Below are 15,799 nucleotides of genomic sequence, written 5' to 3' on the forward strand. Positions count from 1 at the left end.
GGCAAATTCAAACTGCCGTTGAGTCCTCGACCCTGCCCGGCATGTCCGCAGGCTGCTTCATTTTCAGACCGGCGATCAGGCAGAAGGTCAAGGCAGTCAGCCCACCTATTACGGCAGAAACGGCACAGACGATAAGTTTGATCGACGTGGAAGATTCATAGCCCGGGGATTCAACGGACCACAGGAAAATGACACCTGCCGCGGCGCCGGCTGGCAAAGCCCAGCCGATGCAGTTCAGGCCAGCCAATCCATGCCTGAAGTAAAGGGCGCCAACGATCAGCGCCCCAAGGCCGATGCTTACGGGATAGCTGATCGCCATGAACACGAGAACGATGTCCAGAAGCTTCTCCATATGTCCCGGGCCTGAGTAGGGATAGCCCGATCCGACAAGCATGCCGACACAGTAGATGATCGGGCCAGTTGCCGGTGCCAGCGCGGCGGCCAGAAGAAATCGCCAGAGCTTCATCGATCCTCACCTGCAGTCCCATTTCCCCTGGGCGATCCGCCATTCTGAAACAGGCCGCTATTTTGCAGCCGGACCCAGCGCAGGACGGCCCCGGCACCAGCCACAAGCGCGATCAAACCGATTGCCAGGTACACCCAGAAACCGACCTGCAGCGATGCAAGCCTTGGCTCCGACGCCGGAAATTGAGACAGCCAGGCAAGCGTGACCGCTTGCCCGATGGCAAGCAGCGCCATGATCAGCGACACCGCGGCGATGGCGAAATGGGCCAGGAATTGCCTCTTCCATGGCTTCATGTCTGTCTCGCTGTCAGCCGCATGTGCTGGTGCTCCGGCTCCATCACGAATTCCAGCTCGATGGTCTTTCCAGTTCCCATCGGTCCATCATTGGTCAGCGCCCAACATCCAGGCCGTGTGTCTCATCTCGTCACTGACCTCCAACCCGTTGAGGTCCCGGTAAACGAACTGCGCGAGCACGATGGACGAGGTCTCGAGTTCCTTGGACTTGAATGATAGCCCCAGGTAGTCCGCCACGTCCTTTCGACGAAGTTTCCATGCATATGTGGCGCAGAGGATGATGTGGTGGACGTTGTAGTCGCTGCTTTTCAGGCGACCAACCGTTTCCTCCAGGGCCTGGTCTTGCTTGCCTTCCTCCCAGAGAACTTCGCACTCATATGCGTGCCGTTGATCGGGTTCAGCGCCATAGGTCTCGTCCAGGAACTTCCGCAATTCAGCGAATTTTTTCTCGCGCAGAAGCGTCATGCGGATTTCTACATTCCTCTTTATGTCCTCCAGAATTTCATCGTCGCCCTCATCCATTCGGCTCCTCCTTTTGGTGCTCAACCGCATGGGAGTTGAACTCACAGCGCCTCGTGCAGAAAGACCAGCACCAACTGCTTGCAGCGATAGTCCAGCACCTTGTCCCGCTCCGCCGATTGCGTTGCTTTAACAACAACGCAAGATGATCGCATGAATACCTGTCTTTCGCCAATTTGGCTTTTCCATCGCTGATTATGGTTATTCCACCATCAACCAGTGTTTTCTAATATTCACCCCGCCCGCCGCCCCATCATCCCATAGTGAACCGCCAGCAGGTCCAGCCCGACCTTCAGCAGCTTGACCACCACATCGCGCCCGTCGCCGGTGCGTTCGGCGATGGCCTTCACTGACTGGCCCTCGAGGCAAACCTTGCGCACTACGTCGGCCACCTCCCAGTGGGCAAGGGCTGCGGCGGCATGGGCGTGGGCGCGGCCGGCGTTGAGCACGCGGTCGGGGATGCCGTTCACCCGGCTGCCGTCGACGCGCTCGTTCCAGGACTGGGGCTGCAGGCCCTCGCGATGGGCGCGCTCGAAATCGTTGCGAAAGCGCCCTCCTGCCTCGCGCTGCTGGCGGGAGAGCGAGGTGATGCCCACCAGCGGGTCGACGTTACGCAAGCGCACGATGCCGCCGGTCGAAGTGTAGCCGCCGTTCGAGACCTCGTAGAGGCGGCGCGCCTCGGCGGTGCCGGCGGTGAGGCGCTGGCGGCCGAAGGCGTCTTCCTTCAGCGCGAAGTCATGGCCGACCTCGCGGCGGATGCGCACCTGCTCGGCCTCGCCCTTCGGCAATTTCGGCGGCTGCGGTTTTTTGGCGGTCCTGCGGGGCATGAGGGTCCTTGGGTTGGTTGTGGGCGGGTGTTCCAGGACTTGGGTTCCTCGCCCCCACAAAGTGGGGGGAGAGGTGGCCGCGAAGCGGACGGAGCGGGGGAGCGGCGTGCGTGACTTCTCAAACGGTCAGAGCGCGGATTGCGGGAAGCATGAGAACATTGGCGACTTCGGCGTCCGCACCCTCACATGCCCCTCCCGCGATGCCCATGAAACCGTGCATGATGATGCGCGCAATAGCTGCGCGTCGGTCGCGTGCGCAGGCCGCAGCACAGCATCTCCGGTCCGGGGCGAGCGCCCGGGGCATCCTTCTGCGGATCTTCCTCCAGCGCGAGATCGAGCGGCGCGCGGCAACGGCCGAACAGGCAGTCGATGAAGCGCATGGCGGCGACATGCGGCTGGCGGCCGGGCGGCGTTGGCCGCGGGGCCGCTGGGATCTTGTAGAGCTGCGCTTCGGATCTCTCGCGCTCCAGCCCGCCCGGCGCGAGCCATGCCGGCGGCAGCGTGCGGGCGGGTTTTCTTGGCCTGGGCTTGGCGGTGGTGCGGGCCGTAATCGCGGATGCATCCGCGGAGGGCCTTATGACGGACATGCCGGCGGGACAGCGCCCCCCTCTGCCCTGCCGGGTATCTCCCCCACAAGGGGGGAGATTGGCGGTTTCGGCGCTGGCGCCCTCCATCAACTGAGCGTGTCCGGAAAGCGCCGACGGTTCGCAGAGCGTCACCCCTCCAGCGGCAACCCTGCTCCGCTTGCCTGGACGATCGGGCCGCATCGCATTCTTCCTCGGCCGTCCGTCGGCGCGGCCACCCTTGGGGTTGGCGAAGCCGATGGCGCGCAGGCCGGTGTTGCGATGGACGATGCCGATGATGGCATTGCGCGACACGCGCGCGCCGCGCAGCGCGCTGAAGCGCGCGGCGATGCCGGAGGCCCAAAGCCCCTCCCTCAGCCATGTCGCGATTTCGGTGAGTTCCTTCTCGGTATAGGCGGCAGGCATATCGGCATCCATCGGTTTGCGGCCTCGCGGGCGAGCGCCAGGGTTCGGCCCGAAGGCCGTCGCGAAATCGTTCGGGTGAGATCGGATCAGGCGGGGCCGCGTGCCTCGCCCTCAAGGCGCAGAAGCGCTGCCTCGGCCGCCTGCCTGGTCAGGCCGGACACCGCCCGGCCGGTTGCGCGATCGAAGAGGATGACGGTGCCGTCCTCGGTGCGGATCAGGGAGGTGGCGTCGGCCCGCGGCGGGCTGGCGGCCTGGCAAAGACAGGGGGCCGGAGCCGGGGGAGGAGCGGCTCCGGCCGTTCCGGCCGACCGGGGTGCGGGCGGTTCGACCGGATCCGGGACGAAGGTCCCGGTGTTCGTCCGGACCGGGGAGGAGGACAGCCCGGACGATCTGGATTGAGAAGGCGATTGGAAATGCACGCTCATGCCGCCTCCCCTTGCGGCGCGCGATGGCCGGCCGGCCCCGAAATGCTCATGGGCAGCTCAGAGACGCTCGTGGGCAGAGCCGAAACGCTCGTAGGCAATGCGGAAATGCTTGCGGGATGCTCATTCATGCGCTAAGCGTACGTTATGTACGAATGGTGCGCAAGCGAAATCGTACACTTTGGACGACAATTTTTGGGCATTTTGTACGATGATGGATTCTCGGCACAGACTGCAGCAGGCGCGCGCCCAGGCCGGCTATGCCTCGCCCAGCGACGCGGCGCGGGCGCTGCGCGACATCAACAAGAACACGCTGATCAGCCACGAGAACGGCAACCGGCCGCTGTCGCGCAAGGCGGCGGAGAAATACGGCCGCCTGTTCAACGTCGACCCCGGCTGGCTGCTGTTCAATGCCGACGGCAGCGAGGCCGCGCCGGTCAGCCTTGCGCCCTCGCCGGTCACCGTCGACGTGCCGATCGTGTCCTGGATCAGCGCCGGCGAGCTCGGCAGCCAGGACGGCGTCGTCAACCTCTCCGACTATCCGACCATCCCCACCGCCGACCTCGAGGAAGGCGAGTGGATCGCGCTGCGCGTCGACGGGCCATCGATGAACAAGATCTCGCCACCGGATTCGATCATCTTCGTCAACCTGCGCGACAAGCGGCTGGTGACCAATGGCTGCTACGTGATCTCGGACGAGACGGGACGCGCCACCTACAAGCGCTGGCGCCCCAACGACACCCCGCCCTTCCAGCCAGCGTCCTATCTCGACATCCCGCCGCCGGAGCTGGAGGGAGCGATCACCATCATCGGCCGGGTGAAGCGGTCGATGATCGATATGTGAGCGTTACAGCTGCGGCAGGGCTTTGCCTTCGGCTTTCAACTCATCGAAGTAGCGGTTCATCGCTTCAGGCGCCAACGCAACCAGGTTCTTGAGGTAGGGGCTGCCGCGCAGATCGACACTCAACGAGCGCTTGCCCGTTTGACTGATCTCAAGCGCGTCGAAGCCACCTTTGCCTCGACCGTACTGATATTGAAACTCGACGAGGTTGCGGTCAAAGACCTCGCGGTAGGGCTTTAGGACGTGGCAACCGGTTTCGATGATCGACGTCTCGGTGGCAAACAGCCGCGCTCGCAAAGGGGATAGCGATAAGACGAAGGAAATCAAAAGAACACCTGCCACGGCAATGCCAAGCAGCACTCTGGTTGTCGTCCTGGTCATGGGATAGTGAAGGAAAGCGGCGTTCTCGGAGCTAAAGCTGTATTGGGCGTATCGAACGGCCTTCTCTTGAGCCGTCCTTTCCATGACTGTGAGGAATCCGTTCAGGATCAGGAAGAGCACTGCGGCGCCTGTCCCACAGAAAAGCGCGGCCGCCAGATAGGCATCCAAGAAGCGCACGCCGCATGAGTATGAGGCAAGAGCCCCATCACTGAGCGTCATTTCCATTTCGAAGACTCGCCCCCAGCACTCACCCAAATGCATCACATCATATTTGGACGATGCTAGGACAGGTCAAGTGTTTCTTGGCTCCCGCCAAATGGCCTTCGTGAAATAGCTCACGAAATCCGAAAGATGCTCTTTCTCGATACGGAAATTTCTGCTTGCATGCCGATCGTCGGCCGAGGTCAATGGTTTTCGGGGGAGAACCGGCGAAATGACGAACCGGGAAGGCGTGGGCGAAAGCCGGCTGATACGGCTGGTGCGAAAATGGCGCCTTCTGCTGTTGCTGCTGCTGACCGGCCTCGCCGCGCTGGATGTCCGCGGCGCGATGGGAATTGCCAGCAATCTCGCCTATGCGGCCTGCATCGGCAATGCGGCCGATCCGGCCCGCCGGCTCGAAGCCTGCACGCAAATCATCGATAACCAGGCCGAGGGTCCTGACAGGCGCGCGACAGCCTACTTCAAGCGCGCCTACGCCTGGTCCATGGAAGGCGATCTCGACCGCGCCATCGCCGATAGCGACCAGGCGATAGGCCTCAATCCTGAATACGCATCGGCTTACTACAACCGCGGCTACGACTGGGCCACGAAGGGCGATTACGACCGGGCCATTGCCGATCACGGTCAGGCGATCGCCTTCGACCCGAAAAGCAGCGCTGCTTACAACAACCGGGGCCTTGTCTGGTCGTACAAGGGCGACAATGACCGGGCCATCGCGGATTACAACCTGGCGATCATCGCCGACCCCAAGAACGCATCCGCATACCTCAACCGCGGCGGCGCATGGGCGGCGGAGGGCGCCTTCGATCACGCCATCGCCGACTACAACCAGGCCATTGCCTTCGATCCGACACTCATCGGGGTCTATGAAAATCGTGGCCTGAGCTGGGGCGGCAAAGGCGACTACGACCGCGCCATCGCCGATTTCAACGTGGCCATCGACCTCGATCCGAAACGCGCCTACGCCTATTACGGCCGGGGTCTAGCCTGGTCAAACAAGGGCGACGACGACCGCGCGATCGCCGACTACGACAAGGCCGTGGACCTCGACCCGAAGCTAGCCGATGCGTACTACGCGCTGGGCTTCGCCTGGGCGCACAAGGGTGATCACGACCAGACCATCGTCGACTACGACCAGGCAATCGCACTCAATCAGAAATCGGCCGATTTCTACAGCGCCCGAAGCGCCTCCTGGAAGGCGAAGGGGAACCGCGAACGCGCCGAGGCCGACCGGAAGATGGCGGCTGGCCTTGGCGGGAAGTAGGTGGCCAGGCAGGAAGGTCGCGTTCCTTCGCGCCTCCAGTGCCTTCGCTTGGCTCAGGCCGGGCGCGCAATCCAGCCACTGCAATTTGTGCTTGCATTCTGGAACAAAATGAGAACTATACAGTAACTGCAGCGACAGATGCAGTATCGGGGGGAGGATCACCAATGTCACGCCGGACAGGCGCGTTTGCGCGCGCATTAGCTGCATGGCGTTCGCGCCATTGCTCTTTACGGCTGGTGCTGGCCGGGCTGGCGATGCTCGCCGGACCAGTCGGTCCGGCATTCGCGGCTGGCAAGGACTACGCCGCATGCTTCAGCGACGGCAAGGTTCCTGCGGACCAGCAGATCGCCGCCTGCACGCCTATCGCCGAGGACAGCGCGGAAATCCCCGATGCGACCAGTCAGGCTTATGTCCCTGTACCCGCCATGCCGCAGGCGGCCAAGCCTACCCCGCCTGCCACCTACGAGCCGCCGCAACTATACGCCAAGCAGGATAATTCCGCCGCCATCGCCTCGAACCTCAAATCGGGGTTGCAGCAGATGCAGGTCGACCCCAAGGGCGCGATAGACACGTTCAGCTTTGTCATCCACCTCGATCCCTACAACGCCGATGCCTATTACAACAGATCGATCGCCGAGGCCTTGGTTGGCAATTTCGACCTCGCCGTCGGCGACTGCCGGCGAGCCGTCGAGCTCGATCCGAAGCGCGCCGGCACGTGCTGGGAACACTTGCCCGGCGAACAAGGCAAGCCGGCTGTCGCGCAAGCAAACAGGGATCCGGCGACCGCCGGAACTCTGCTCGAGCGCGCCCAGATGCGGCTGTCGAAATATGGCGTCGAGGGCGCGCTGCTCGATTTCGACAAGGCGATCGGCCTCGATCCCGACAATGCCGACGCCTATTTCGGCCGCAGCCGCGCCCGGATGCTCAAGGGCGATCAGGCCGGCGCGGCAGCCGATTGCCGGCGCGCCATCGAACTCGACCTGAATCGGACAGGAAGCTGCGGCGAGCAGGTCGTCGGCGGCGAAAGCAGGCTCGCTCCGCCGCCGGACATGCAACAGCCGAACCCCTCCGTTGCGGCTGCCGTCGAAACCCTGGCCAAGCAAATCGGGCAAGGCAAAGCAAAGCCAACAGACAAGTTTTCCGCTTCACAGTTGTCGGAGATGCTTCAGGCGACCAACCCGGACGTTCTGTTCGCGTTACTGCGAGGCGACAAACTGGCAGCCGCAGGCAAGTATGACGAGGCCATCGCCTCGTATGATGAGGCAATCGCGCTCGACCCCGATAGCCCCTTCGCCTATTTCGGCCGCGGCAAGGTTTGGGACTCCAAGCAAGTCTATGATCGGGCGATTGCAGACTATGACAACGTGATCCGGGTCCTGCCGAATCTGGTCTCGGCCCGCATTCGCCGCGGCATGGCCAGGGCCACATCAGGCGACGACGAAGGCGCACTCGCCGATTGCGGCCTAGCCGCGGAACTCGACCCCAAGACAATGAATGCCTATTTCTGCATGGGCATGGCCTGGCACGCGAAGGGCGATGCCGGCCAAGCGATCACCGCCTATTCGGCGGCGATCGAAATCGATCCGAAAGATGCCCTCAACTATTACGGGCGCGGCGTAGAGCGGGCTGACAGCAAAGACTATGAAGGTGCCATTGCAGACTTCGACCAAGCGATCAGACTGAATCCCGATAATGCAGACTTCGCGACTGCCCGAGAGGCGGCGGTGGCCGCGTTGAAGAAAGGCGGCGCGGCGCCCGACGCCGTCGGCTCTGATCCGAAGAACGTCCAGGTCGTCATCGATCGCGGCGATGCCTTTTACAAGAAGGGCAAGTATGATCGCGCCATCGCTGAATACAGCCGTGCGCTCGCTCTCGATCCGAAGAGGGCGTCCGCCTATATCGGGCGCGGCATATCGCTTGTCGACAAAGGCAAATACGACGCGGCGATCGACGATTACAGCAAGGTTATCGCGCTTTATCCGACCAATCACGACGCCTATCTCGGCCGTGCCGTCGCTTGGACCAAAAAGAAGGAGGCTGATCGCGCCATTGCCGATTTCAGTCGCGCAATCGAAATCGACGCCGGTTACGCGCCGACCTATTTCGGGCGTGGCAGCGCCTGGTTCGCCAAGGGTGATTTCGACAAGGCGATCGCAGATTATGATCAGGCGTTGAAGCTCGATCCGCAGATGAGCCTCGCCCGCAAAGGCCGCAAGCTTGCGGTGGCGGCGAGGGAGAAGGCGAGCGCCTCGAAAGAGTCAGGCGTGGTCGCCGGTCAGGCCGGTGAGGCGGCGACCAAGCCAAGCAGCGGTTCGCCTGCAGCGCAAGCATTCAGCAAGGGCCGGAAGCTGCATCAAAAAAACGACTATGACGGCGCCATTGCCATGTACGGCAAAGCGATTGCGCTCTTTCCAGAGTTCCACGACGCCTACCTAGCGCGCGCCATGGCCTGGGAGGGGAAGAGCGATTACGGTCATGCCGTCGCCGATTACAGCGAAGCGATCGCGCGCAATCCGAGCAATGCCGAGACATACTACGACCGCGGCCGGAACCGCGGTTTCCAAGGCGATTACGACGGAGCGTTTGCGGACTACGCAAAGGCCATCAGTCTCAATCCCAAGGACGCGCGGGTCTATGCCGACCGAGGCATCTTGTGGATGGGCAGGCATGAGGACGCTGCGGCCCTGAAGGATTTCGAGAAAGCTCTCAGCCTCAACCACAAGAGCCCTGTTGCCTATTTTGGCCGGGGCGTAGTCCGGACCAGCAATGCAGACTATGACGGGGCGATCGCCGACTTCGATCAGGCGATAAAACTCCAACCGGATTTCGCAATTGTCTACAAAGCCCGAAGCCGCGCTTGGGAAGCCACGGGCAATCATAAGCGTGCCGAGGCCGACCGCAAGAAGGCGTTGAGTTTCGGACTGAACTAGACGGGTATCGGGAGGGGCGGCGGATGTCGCGTTGGAAGGGTCTGGGTGTTGCGGCGGTCGCCGCTTTGTCTTTCGTTGCGGTGAAGATGCTGCCTTGGGTGCTCGGCTTTGCCGGCGGCAAATATCTCTATCAGACCGTGGCGGGATCATCCGCGCCCCAGGCGCTGACGACAGCCGACGTCAATGCCGAGATCCAGAAGCAGGGCTTCCAGATCTTCAAGGCGATCGCCCAGGAATTTCCGGATGACTATGATGCTATGCTCAGCAAGATCACAGCCGCGGCCCGTTCGGAGAGCGAGCTAGAGGTGCGCAATGCGAGCAGACAGGCGGTCGCCGATCTGAGGCATAGATATGCACCGCTCCTGCCTTCAACGCCGGACAGCAACGCCTCGGAAGCGCTTTCCGCGCAGCTCGACATGCTCAATCATGTCATGGCGCGGGAAACGCCGGCCACCTGCAACAATTATCTGCGCAACGGGCCGGACGCGATCAGCGCGCCCAGCGACGACTTCATGGCGGATCTGGACAGGATCGGCGCGACGTTGTTCCACGCCTTTGGCGCCGCCAAAGGCAGCGGCCTGCTAGCAGCTGCGCCAGCGGATCAGGACTGGTCGCTGGTGGCCGATGCCTTCACCAGCAACGGCGGCACGCCTGCCGAGATGGACGCGATCGCGAACGTGAACCAGGACTTCGCGGGCCTATGTCCCGCTGTGGCGAAACTCTACATGGCTGCCCTATCGCTGACGGGCGAGCCCGGGCGGCACATCAAAACCGCCCTACTCTACGAACTCGCGAAGAATTAGGCGCCGTGCCTTGGAATTGCCTGGCAAGTCCCGACGAGACGCTTACGCAAGAAGATCATTGCTGAAGTAGGCGGAGAAATCCGGTTTTTCCTTCAGCGGTTTGCCCTCGCCATCCAGCAATATCCCCGACGCAAACAGATAGCTGCCCATCGCCTCCATCTTCGCCTTGTCCATCGTGCCGATGGCGCCTGCCGCGCTCTTCAAAAAGTGCCCCTCGTTCAGCGCCTTCAGCGAGGTATGCACCAGCGCCGGGTTGGCGAGCGTGTCCTTGTTGGCGGCGATCAGCAGGTCGCCTGCCTCTTTCGCGTGGTCGACGGCGAAGGCGTAGCCGGCCCGCGTAGCCTCGACGAAGGCTGCGGCCGCCTTCGGGTTGGCTGACAGGAAAGCGTTGCTCGAGACGATCAGCGTGGTGTGCTCGTCGGGCACGCCGTAGTCGGCGTAGCGGAACGAGCGCTGCTTCAGGCCCTTCAGCTCCGCTTCGACGCCTTCCCAGGTCGAGACCTCCAGCGTGAAGTCGACGGCGCCATTGGCGAGCGCCTCGTAGGCCGAGGTGCCGAGCGTCACCGTCTCAAAAATCCCCTTGCCGCCGTCATGGCGGATGATGGTGGAGATCAGCGCGTTCTCCCAGGCGCTGCCGAAGCCGCCATAGGTCAGGCCGTCGAGATTCTTCGGGCCTTTGATCGCGGCACGGTCGGCGTTGAAGACGACGCGGCCGGTCTCCGACTGGACGACGGCGTAGACCGCCTTCAGGTCGGCGCCCGCGCTCTTCTGGGTGAACAGGCCGAGCGACCCGGAAATGCCGAAATCGGCGACACGGTTGGCAACCGCGTGCCGGCGCCGGTGTCGCCATAGGGCAGGATTTCGACGTCGAGCCCGGCACCGCGGTAGAAACCCTTGTCGCGGGCGACGAACAGGCCGATGTGGTTGGTGTTAGCGGTCCAGTCGAGCGCGACAGTGATCTTCTGCGCGGCGGCCTGGGCGCGAGTAGTCGCGCCAGCGAGGGCCGGAAGCGGCAGGCCGGCGGCGAGTGCCAGAAACAGCGTCTGGCGGCGGGTGAAGTCAGTCATTCAGTCTCTCCTTTGGATGATGGTTTTTGCGGGACCGGCGCCGGAAAGCAGAGTGTCGAGGATGCCGGCCTCTATTGCCGCGGCCTCGCGGGCCAACTCGACGCTCTCGGAGCGCGGGCGCGGCAGCGGCACCGCAACCTCGCTGACGATGCGCGCGGGCCGCGCCGAAAACACATAGATGCGGTCTGACAGAAGCACGGCCTCGCGCACGTCATGGGTGATGAGCAACGCCGTCCAGCGGTGGCTCCGCCACATCTTCTCCAGCCAGCGCTGCATGGCGGCGCGGGTGAGCGCATCCAGCGCTCCAAAAGGCTCGTCGAGCAGCAGCATGTCGCGTTGCTGCACCACGGTGCGCAACAGCGCCGCGCGCTGGCGCATTCCGCCGGAAAGCTCGGCCGGCCAGGCGCGTTCGAAGCCGGCGAGGCCGAACTCGGCAAACAGCGGCGCCACGCGCTCGCGCGCCGCCCGACGGCGCACGCCCTGCACCTCCAGCCCGAGCGTGGCGTTGTCGATGATGCGCCGCCACGGCATCAGCGCGTCGCGCTGCGGCATGAAGGCGAAGCGGCGGCCATGGTCGTCGAGCGGCGCGCCGTCGAAGCGCATTTCGCCCTCGCCCTTCAGCGCGCCGGTGAGCAACTGGAACAGCGTCGACTTGCCGGCTCCCGACGGCCCGAGGATGGAGACGAACTCGCCCGCCGCGACATCAAGCGAAATGCCTGACAGGACCTCGAGCGCGCCGAAGCTTTTGCGCACGTCGCGGAGTTCCAGCCGGGTCATGGCGACCCGTCCCGGGCATGTCCAGGCTTGCGATCGCGCCCGCCGCGCTCGCTCTTAGCATTTTCCCAGGGCATGGCCAGCCGCTGCACCAGCACGGCCAGGCCGAACAAGGCTAGCGTAAGCGCGGCACTGACGGCGACTGCGGCAAGCACGAGGTCCGGCCGGAAATTGTTCTTGGCGCTGAGCATGTAGATGCCCAGCCCTTTCGCCGCGCCGGCATATTCGGCGAAGATCGCGCCGACCACGGCATAGGTGATGGAGATCCTCAAGCCGGCGAAGAAATAGGGCAGCGCCGAAGGCAGCCGCGCCAGCCAGAAGATGCGCCAGCGCCCCGCCCCCATGGCGGCGAGCATCTCGGCGATCTCCTTTTCGGTCGCGGCAAAACCCTCGACCAGCGCCACCATCATCGGGAAGAAGGTGACGAGCGCGACGAGCAGGATTTTTGGCGCGAGCCCGAAGCCGAACCAGAGTACGACCAGCGGCGCGATCGCCACCAGCGGCAAGGTCTGGCTGGCGATCAAAAGCGGAAACAGCGCGCGCCGCAGCCGCGGCAGGAAATCGACCAGCGCCGAGAGGATGAAGGCGGCGAAGAGCGAGCAGGCAAAGCCGGCGGCCGTGGCACGGATGGTGGGAAGCGTGTTTTCGGCCAGCGCTTCGCGGTTCTCCCAGGCCTGCAGCAGCACGCGCGACGGCGCCGGCAGCACGGTAGGGGCGATGCCGCCGAGGCGGGCGTAGAGCTCCCATGCGGCAAGCAGCAGCGCGAAAGCGAGGGCGGCGGGAACCAACTTGGCGAGGGTCGAGGTGAAGGCTGATCTCCCCCCTTGCGGGGGAGATGTCCGGCAGGACAGAGGGGGGTGTGACGGAGCGCCAGCTTTTGAAATTTGTCCTGAAGGAACTGACGAACGCCGCGCATGTAGCCAACTGACAGGCCGGCGGGACAGCGCCCCTCTCTGCCTTGCCAGGCATCTCCCCCACAAGGGGGGAGATTGGCCGTCGCCTCGGCTTTCGCCAATCACCGATGACCCCGCTCCCTCTTCTGAGAAGCGGTCAGATGCGGGGATCTCTCCCCCACGCAAAGGGTCGAACGGAACAGCCACGACAATATCCTCGACAGCGCCTGCGCGCCGCTCAAACCGCGGTCGGGCTGTTCGCCGAAATGGTGATGTCGAGGGTCACATGACCGGCGCCGGGGCCGAAGCGGCAGAAGGCTTCGGCGAGCGTGGCAAAGATCGCGCCGGCATCGCCGCGCAATTTGGTGCAGAAGTGCTTCGAGCGCTCGAAGACGCCCGACTGCTTCAGGAAGTCGATGCAGCCATAGATCTCGTCCATATGGTCGCCAGTGCCCATCACGTAGAGCGAGAACTGGGCGGCGGCCGGCTGGTCGACCGAAGGCGTCGCCTGAACGGCGCGGATGGCGGCCAGCTTGCGCTCGTCCAGCGGGATCACCGGCCCGCCGATCTCGTCGGAGCGGCAGATCGGATCGTCGGGCTCGCCGGGACAGCCGCGCGAGACCGCCGCCGAGAGCACGCAGTGCTTGCCGCTCCTTGCCGCCGCCACGAACAGGTCGCGCATGGCCGGGAACAGCACCTCGGGCGGCCCGACCAGAAGGGTCGAGATGTCGTCGGTCTCGATCCGCAGCCTGTCGCGCCAAGGATCGAGCGCGCCGAGCGCGCCGAGGATGACGCCGACGAAATCGTCGGCCATCGGATAAAGGGAAATCTGTGCGCCGGAAAACATGGCCCGCCTCGCTCCGCTGGTATTATCCAGATCAGCTTTAGGGTCCGGAGGCTTGCCGCCCCCATCTCAGCCCCGACCGTACGGAGCACCCCTGTGGATGCGGCGGTTAAAGCACTGTTTGGAGGCTTGGGGAAGCGGTTTTTGGCGGCCTCCGTCAGACCAAGCGCCTCATCTCCCCCTAGGGGGAGATGGCGCGTCACAAGATTTTTGCGGGTTTCTCGCAGCCATCCAATCGTTCAATTTGTACGAATGTTGCTTGACCGATATTCGTACGTAAAGTACGATATTTCCCTTCTTCTCCGGAGGGACCTCCTTGAATACCGCGAACCACGCCGCCTTCGCCGACCTCTCCCGCCCGCTTTTGTCGCCACTGCCGCTCGAGCAGCGCGAACGCCTCGCCGGCGCCTGGCGGATGGCCAGCCAGGACATCGCCGAGGACATCCGCTTCATCCGCCAGTACCTGAAGGTCATCGCCGAGAAGGACGAACGCCTGTCGACCGGCACGCTGGTCCACAGCCGCGCCTATGTCGAGGCCTGTGCCGGCTGGCTGCCCCAAACCGTGGCACGCTATCTGCGCAACCTGCGCGCCATCACCGAATGCGAGCTCGCGATGACGGCGGCGGGCGTCAGGTTTGCGCTGTCGAGCGATGCGTGGGAGGCTTGAAGGGCGGGCGCTTCCCCTTCTCACCCCACAAGGGCGAGAAGGTCAGATGCCTCCCTACCAGCTGAACTGCAGCCCCGCATTGCCGCCGACGGTGCCGCTGGAGAAGGCGATGCCCATCGTCCCGGTCAGCCGGCCGCCATGGGCAAAGCCTTCGCTCAGCACCGCAGCTCCGGTGAAGCCGAAGGCGTCGGCGCCGCCGGCATTGCCCCAGTTGACGCGCAGGCCGAAATGCTCGCCCTGGACGAGATCCGGCGCGGCAAGGGCGGCCGAGATCGAGGCGTTCTCGAAGGCGCGGGTGACGCGGTTGTCGATGTCGTCGACATGGCTGGCCAACGCGGTCTTGCCGGTGACGGTGGTGGTGCCGCCATTGCCGTCATCGACCTCCTTCCTGGTGTCGCCGGTCTGGGCGTTGATGCAGGTGTCGGTGCCGGGGCTGTAATAGTAGTTGGCACCGTAGGCATAGCACAATTTGACGTATTCGACCGGCTTCGCCAGCGCCGGCGCCGACAGGCCGCAGAGCGCGCCGAGCATCGCCGGCGCAAGAAGATATCTGAGCATGATGGCCCCCGGCCTTACCAGGTGAGCTGCAGGCCGGCATTGCCGCCGACGGTCTTGCCCGAGAAGGCGACGCCCGCCGCGCCGGTCAGCCGGCCGGTGCCGCTGGGCAGGAAGCCCTCGCCCAGCACGGCCGCTCCGGTGACGCCCATGGCATTGGACTGGCCGGCATTGCCCCAGTTGACGCGCACGCCAAAATGCTCGCCATGGACGAAATCCGGACTGGTCAGCGCCGAGGCCACCGAGGCGCTTTCGAAGGCGCGGGCGACACGGCCGTCAATGTCGTCGACCTTGCTTGCCAGTGCGGTTTTCCCCACGACGACGCCATCTTCGGTGGCGCGGCGCGTCTCGCCGGTATCGGCGTTGATGCAGGTATCCGTGCCGGGGCTGTAGTAGTATCGCGCGCCATAGAGCGAGCACACACGGACATACTCCACCGGCGCCGCCAAGGCTGGCGCCGACAGACCGCCTGCCGCGGCCACAAACACAAATGAAATGAACCGGTTGATGCCTTGCATTGCCCCTACCCCGAAGCTCGTTGCCGAAAAAACCCTGGCGCGAAAAGGCGCACGCGGGCGCGTGCGGTGTCAACGGCGCGATCAGGTCAATACATGACTTTTACTGGGTGTATTTTGGTTTGCATCGCGCATGTTGCGGCGATGCCGCGCCGGATGTCTCGCTACACTAGTAAATCCCCCGCGCGCTCAACCAAACCAATCGCATGCATTCTAATATTCTTAAGCTTGCCTTCAGGTGGTGCCGAAGGCTCGGCGCCGCCTGTTCGACCTTATCTCCTGCCCTACAAATCCAAGACGGTGTTCACCCGTTGAACTTGTCCGGAAACTGTTTGGCGATGCCTTCCGTCAGCATGTACAGCAACGTTCCGTCATCGGACCACGGTCCCCACGATCATGAGACTGAAGTCTCACCGCCACGCGCAGAAGGCCAAGCTGTCATTTTCAAGGAAACCGGAGCCTTGCCAACTCATTGGTAAGCGGACCACCGGATTACGTCCCTTCATCGGCGGTCATCGGGTGCCCGTCCA

General features: G+C 63.7%; 18 protein-coding genes, 1 pseudogene and 1 riboswitch. Of the genes and pseudogenes, 5 read left to right on the forward strand and 14 right to left on the reverse strand.

From position 1 onward, the window contains the following. Positions 1 to 7: 7 nt before the first annotated feature. The 6 genes from JG743_RS22240 to JG743_RS22265 form a co-directional block, all read right to left on the reverse strand. The gene (locus JG743_RS22240; protein WP_202292885.1) at positions 8 to 466 is read right to left on the reverse strand and encodes a hypothetical protein; all 459 of its coding nucleotides are present in this window, start codon (positions 464 to 466) and stop codon (positions 8 to 10) included. Next, a complete protein-coding gene (locus JG743_RS22245; protein ID WP_202292886.1) occupies positions 463 to 759 on the reverse strand; it encodes a hypothetical protein in 297 nt (98 codons plus the stop codon). Before JG743_RS22245 ends, JG743_RS22240 begins: the two co-directional genes overlap by 4 nt. 87 nt (positions 760 to 846) lie before the next feature. Next, positions 847 to 1,281 (reverse strand): hypothetical protein, encoded by a 435-nt coding sequence (locus JG743_RS22250; protein ID WP_202292887.1) that lies wholly within the window; start codon positions 1,279 to 1,281, stop codon positions 847 to 849. Positions 1,282 to 1,511: 230 nt separating this feature from the next. After that, positions 1,512 to 2,105 carry a DUF6456 domain-containing protein gene (locus JG743_RS22255; protein WP_202292888.1) on the reverse strand — a complete coding sequence of 198 codons (594 nt, stop codon included), beginning with the start codon at positions 2,103 to 2,105 and terminating at the stop codon, positions 1,512 to 1,514. Between the two features lie 182 nt (positions 2,106 to 2,287). Further along, the gene (locus JG743_RS22260) at positions 2,288 to 3,094 is read right to left on the reverse strand and encodes a GcrA cell cycle regulator (RefSeq protein WP_244672866.1); all 807 of its coding nucleotides are present in this window, start codon (positions 3,092 to 3,094) and stop codon (positions 2,288 to 2,290) included. A gap of 86 nt (positions 3,095 to 3,180) precedes the next feature. Continuing rightward, positions 3,181 to 3,519, reverse strand: coding sequence for a hypothetical protein (locus tag JG743_RS22265; RefSeq protein ID WP_202292890.1), 339 nt, complete (start codon positions 3,517 to 3,519; stop codon positions 3,181 to 3,183). Between the two features lie 208 nt (positions 3,520 to 3,727). On the opposite strand from JG743_RS22265, the gene JG743_RS22270 reads away from it, so the two are divergent. Further along, entirely contained in the window at positions 3,728 to 4,360 is a 633-nt protein-coding gene (locus JG743_RS22270; RefSeq protein ID WP_202292891.1) for a LexA family transcriptional regulator, read from the forward strand. Between the two features lie 3 nt (positions 4,361 to 4,363). Here the strand turns inward: JG743_RS22270 and JG743_RS22275 are convergent, their stop codons facing one another. Further along, on the reverse strand, positions 4,364 to 4,963 hold the full coding sequence (locus tag JG743_RS22275) for a hypothetical protein (RefSeq protein WP_202292892.1): 600 nt from the start codon (positions 4,961 to 4,963) through the stop codon (positions 4,364 to 4,366). A gap of 208 nt (positions 4,964 to 5,171) precedes the next feature. On the opposite strand from JG743_RS22275, the gene JG743_RS22280 reads away from it, so the two are divergent. After that, positions 5,172 to 6,221, forward strand: a complete 1,050-nt coding sequence (locus tag JG743_RS22280) for a tetratricopeptide repeat protein (protein ID WP_202292893.1) — start codon at positions 5,172 to 5,174, stop codon at positions 6,219 to 6,221. 476 nt (positions 6,222 to 6,697) lie between these two features. Here JG743_RS22280 and JG743_RS34780 read toward each other — a convergent pair whose 3' ends face one another. Further along, the gene (locus JG743_RS34780; RefSeq protein WP_244673244.1) at positions 6,698 to 6,985 is read right to left on the reverse strand and encodes a hypothetical protein; all 288 of its coding nucleotides are present in this window, start codon (positions 6,983 to 6,985) and stop codon (positions 6,698 to 6,700) included. A gap of 48 nt (positions 6,986 to 7,033) precedes the next feature. Between JG743_RS34780 and JG743_RS22285 the strand changes: the two genes are divergently transcribed. Further along, a complete protein-coding gene (locus JG743_RS22285; RefSeq protein WP_274608546.1) occupies positions 7,034 to 9,151 on the forward strand; it encodes a tetratricopeptide repeat protein in 2,118 nt (705 codons plus the stop codon). Positions 9,152 to 9,174: 23 nt separating this feature from the next. After that, positions 9,175 to 9,954 (forward strand): hypothetical protein, encoded by a 780-nt coding sequence (locus JG743_RS22290; RefSeq protein ID WP_202292894.1) that lies wholly within the window; start codon positions 9,175 to 9,177, stop codon positions 9,952 to 9,954. Positions 9,955 to 9,996: 42 nt separating this feature from the next. Here the strand turns inward: JG743_RS22290 and JG743_RS22295 are convergent. From JG743_RS22295 to JG743_RS22310, 4 genes and pseudogenes are all read right to left on the reverse strand, one after another. Then, a pseudogene (locus JG743_RS22295) lies at positions 9,997 to 11,021 on the reverse strand (ABC transporter substrate-binding protein). Then, positions 11,022 to 11,798, reverse strand: coding sequence for an ABC transporter ATP-binding protein (locus tag JG743_RS22300; protein WP_202292895.1), 777 nt, complete (start codon positions 11,796 to 11,798; stop codon positions 11,022 to 11,024). After that, a complete protein-coding gene (locus JG743_RS22305) occupies positions 11,795 to 12,583 on the reverse strand; it encodes an ABC transporter permease (RefSeq protein ID WP_202292896.1) in 789 nt (262 codons plus the stop codon). The genes JG743_RS22300 and JG743_RS22305 overlap by 4 nt, the downstream gene beginning before the upstream one ends. A gap of 343 nt (positions 12,584 to 12,926) precedes the next feature. After that, positions 12,927 to 13,535: a Ykof family thiamine-binding protein gene (locus JG743_RS22310; protein ID WP_202292897.1), complete on the reverse strand. Its 609-nt coding sequence runs from the start codon at positions 13,533 to 13,535 to the stop codon at positions 12,927 to 12,929. Further along, a riboswitch (TPP riboswitch) is annotated at positions 13,526 to 13,638 on the reverse strand. (Overlaps the previous gene by 10 nt.) 210 nt (positions 13,639 to 13,848) lie before the next feature. Here JG743_RS22310 and JG743_RS22315 point away from each other — a divergent pair. Next, entirely contained in the window at positions 13,849 to 14,199 is a 351-nt protein-coding gene (locus JG743_RS22315) for a hypothetical protein (protein WP_202292898.1), read from the forward strand. Positions 14,200 to 14,253: 54 nt separating this feature from the next. Here the strand turns inward: JG743_RS22315 and JG743_RS22320 are convergent, their stop codons facing one another. Further along, on the reverse strand, positions 14,254 to 14,757 hold the full coding sequence (locus JG743_RS22320) for a porin (RefSeq protein WP_202292899.1): 504 nt from the start codon (positions 14,755 to 14,757) through the stop codon (positions 14,254 to 14,256). Between the two features lie 14 nt (positions 14,758 to 14,771). Beyond that, positions 14,772 to 15,203, reverse strand: coding sequence for a porin (locus JG743_RS34205; protein WP_244672867.1), 432 nt, complete (start codon positions 15,201 to 15,203; stop codon positions 14,772 to 14,774). Positions 15,204 to 15,799: the final 596 nt, after the last annotated feature.

It is taken from the genome of Mesorhizobium sp. 131-2-1, assembly GCF_016756535.1.
GTDB lineage: Bacteria > Pseudomonadota > Alphaproteobacteria > Rhizobiales > Rhizobiaceae > Mesorhizobium.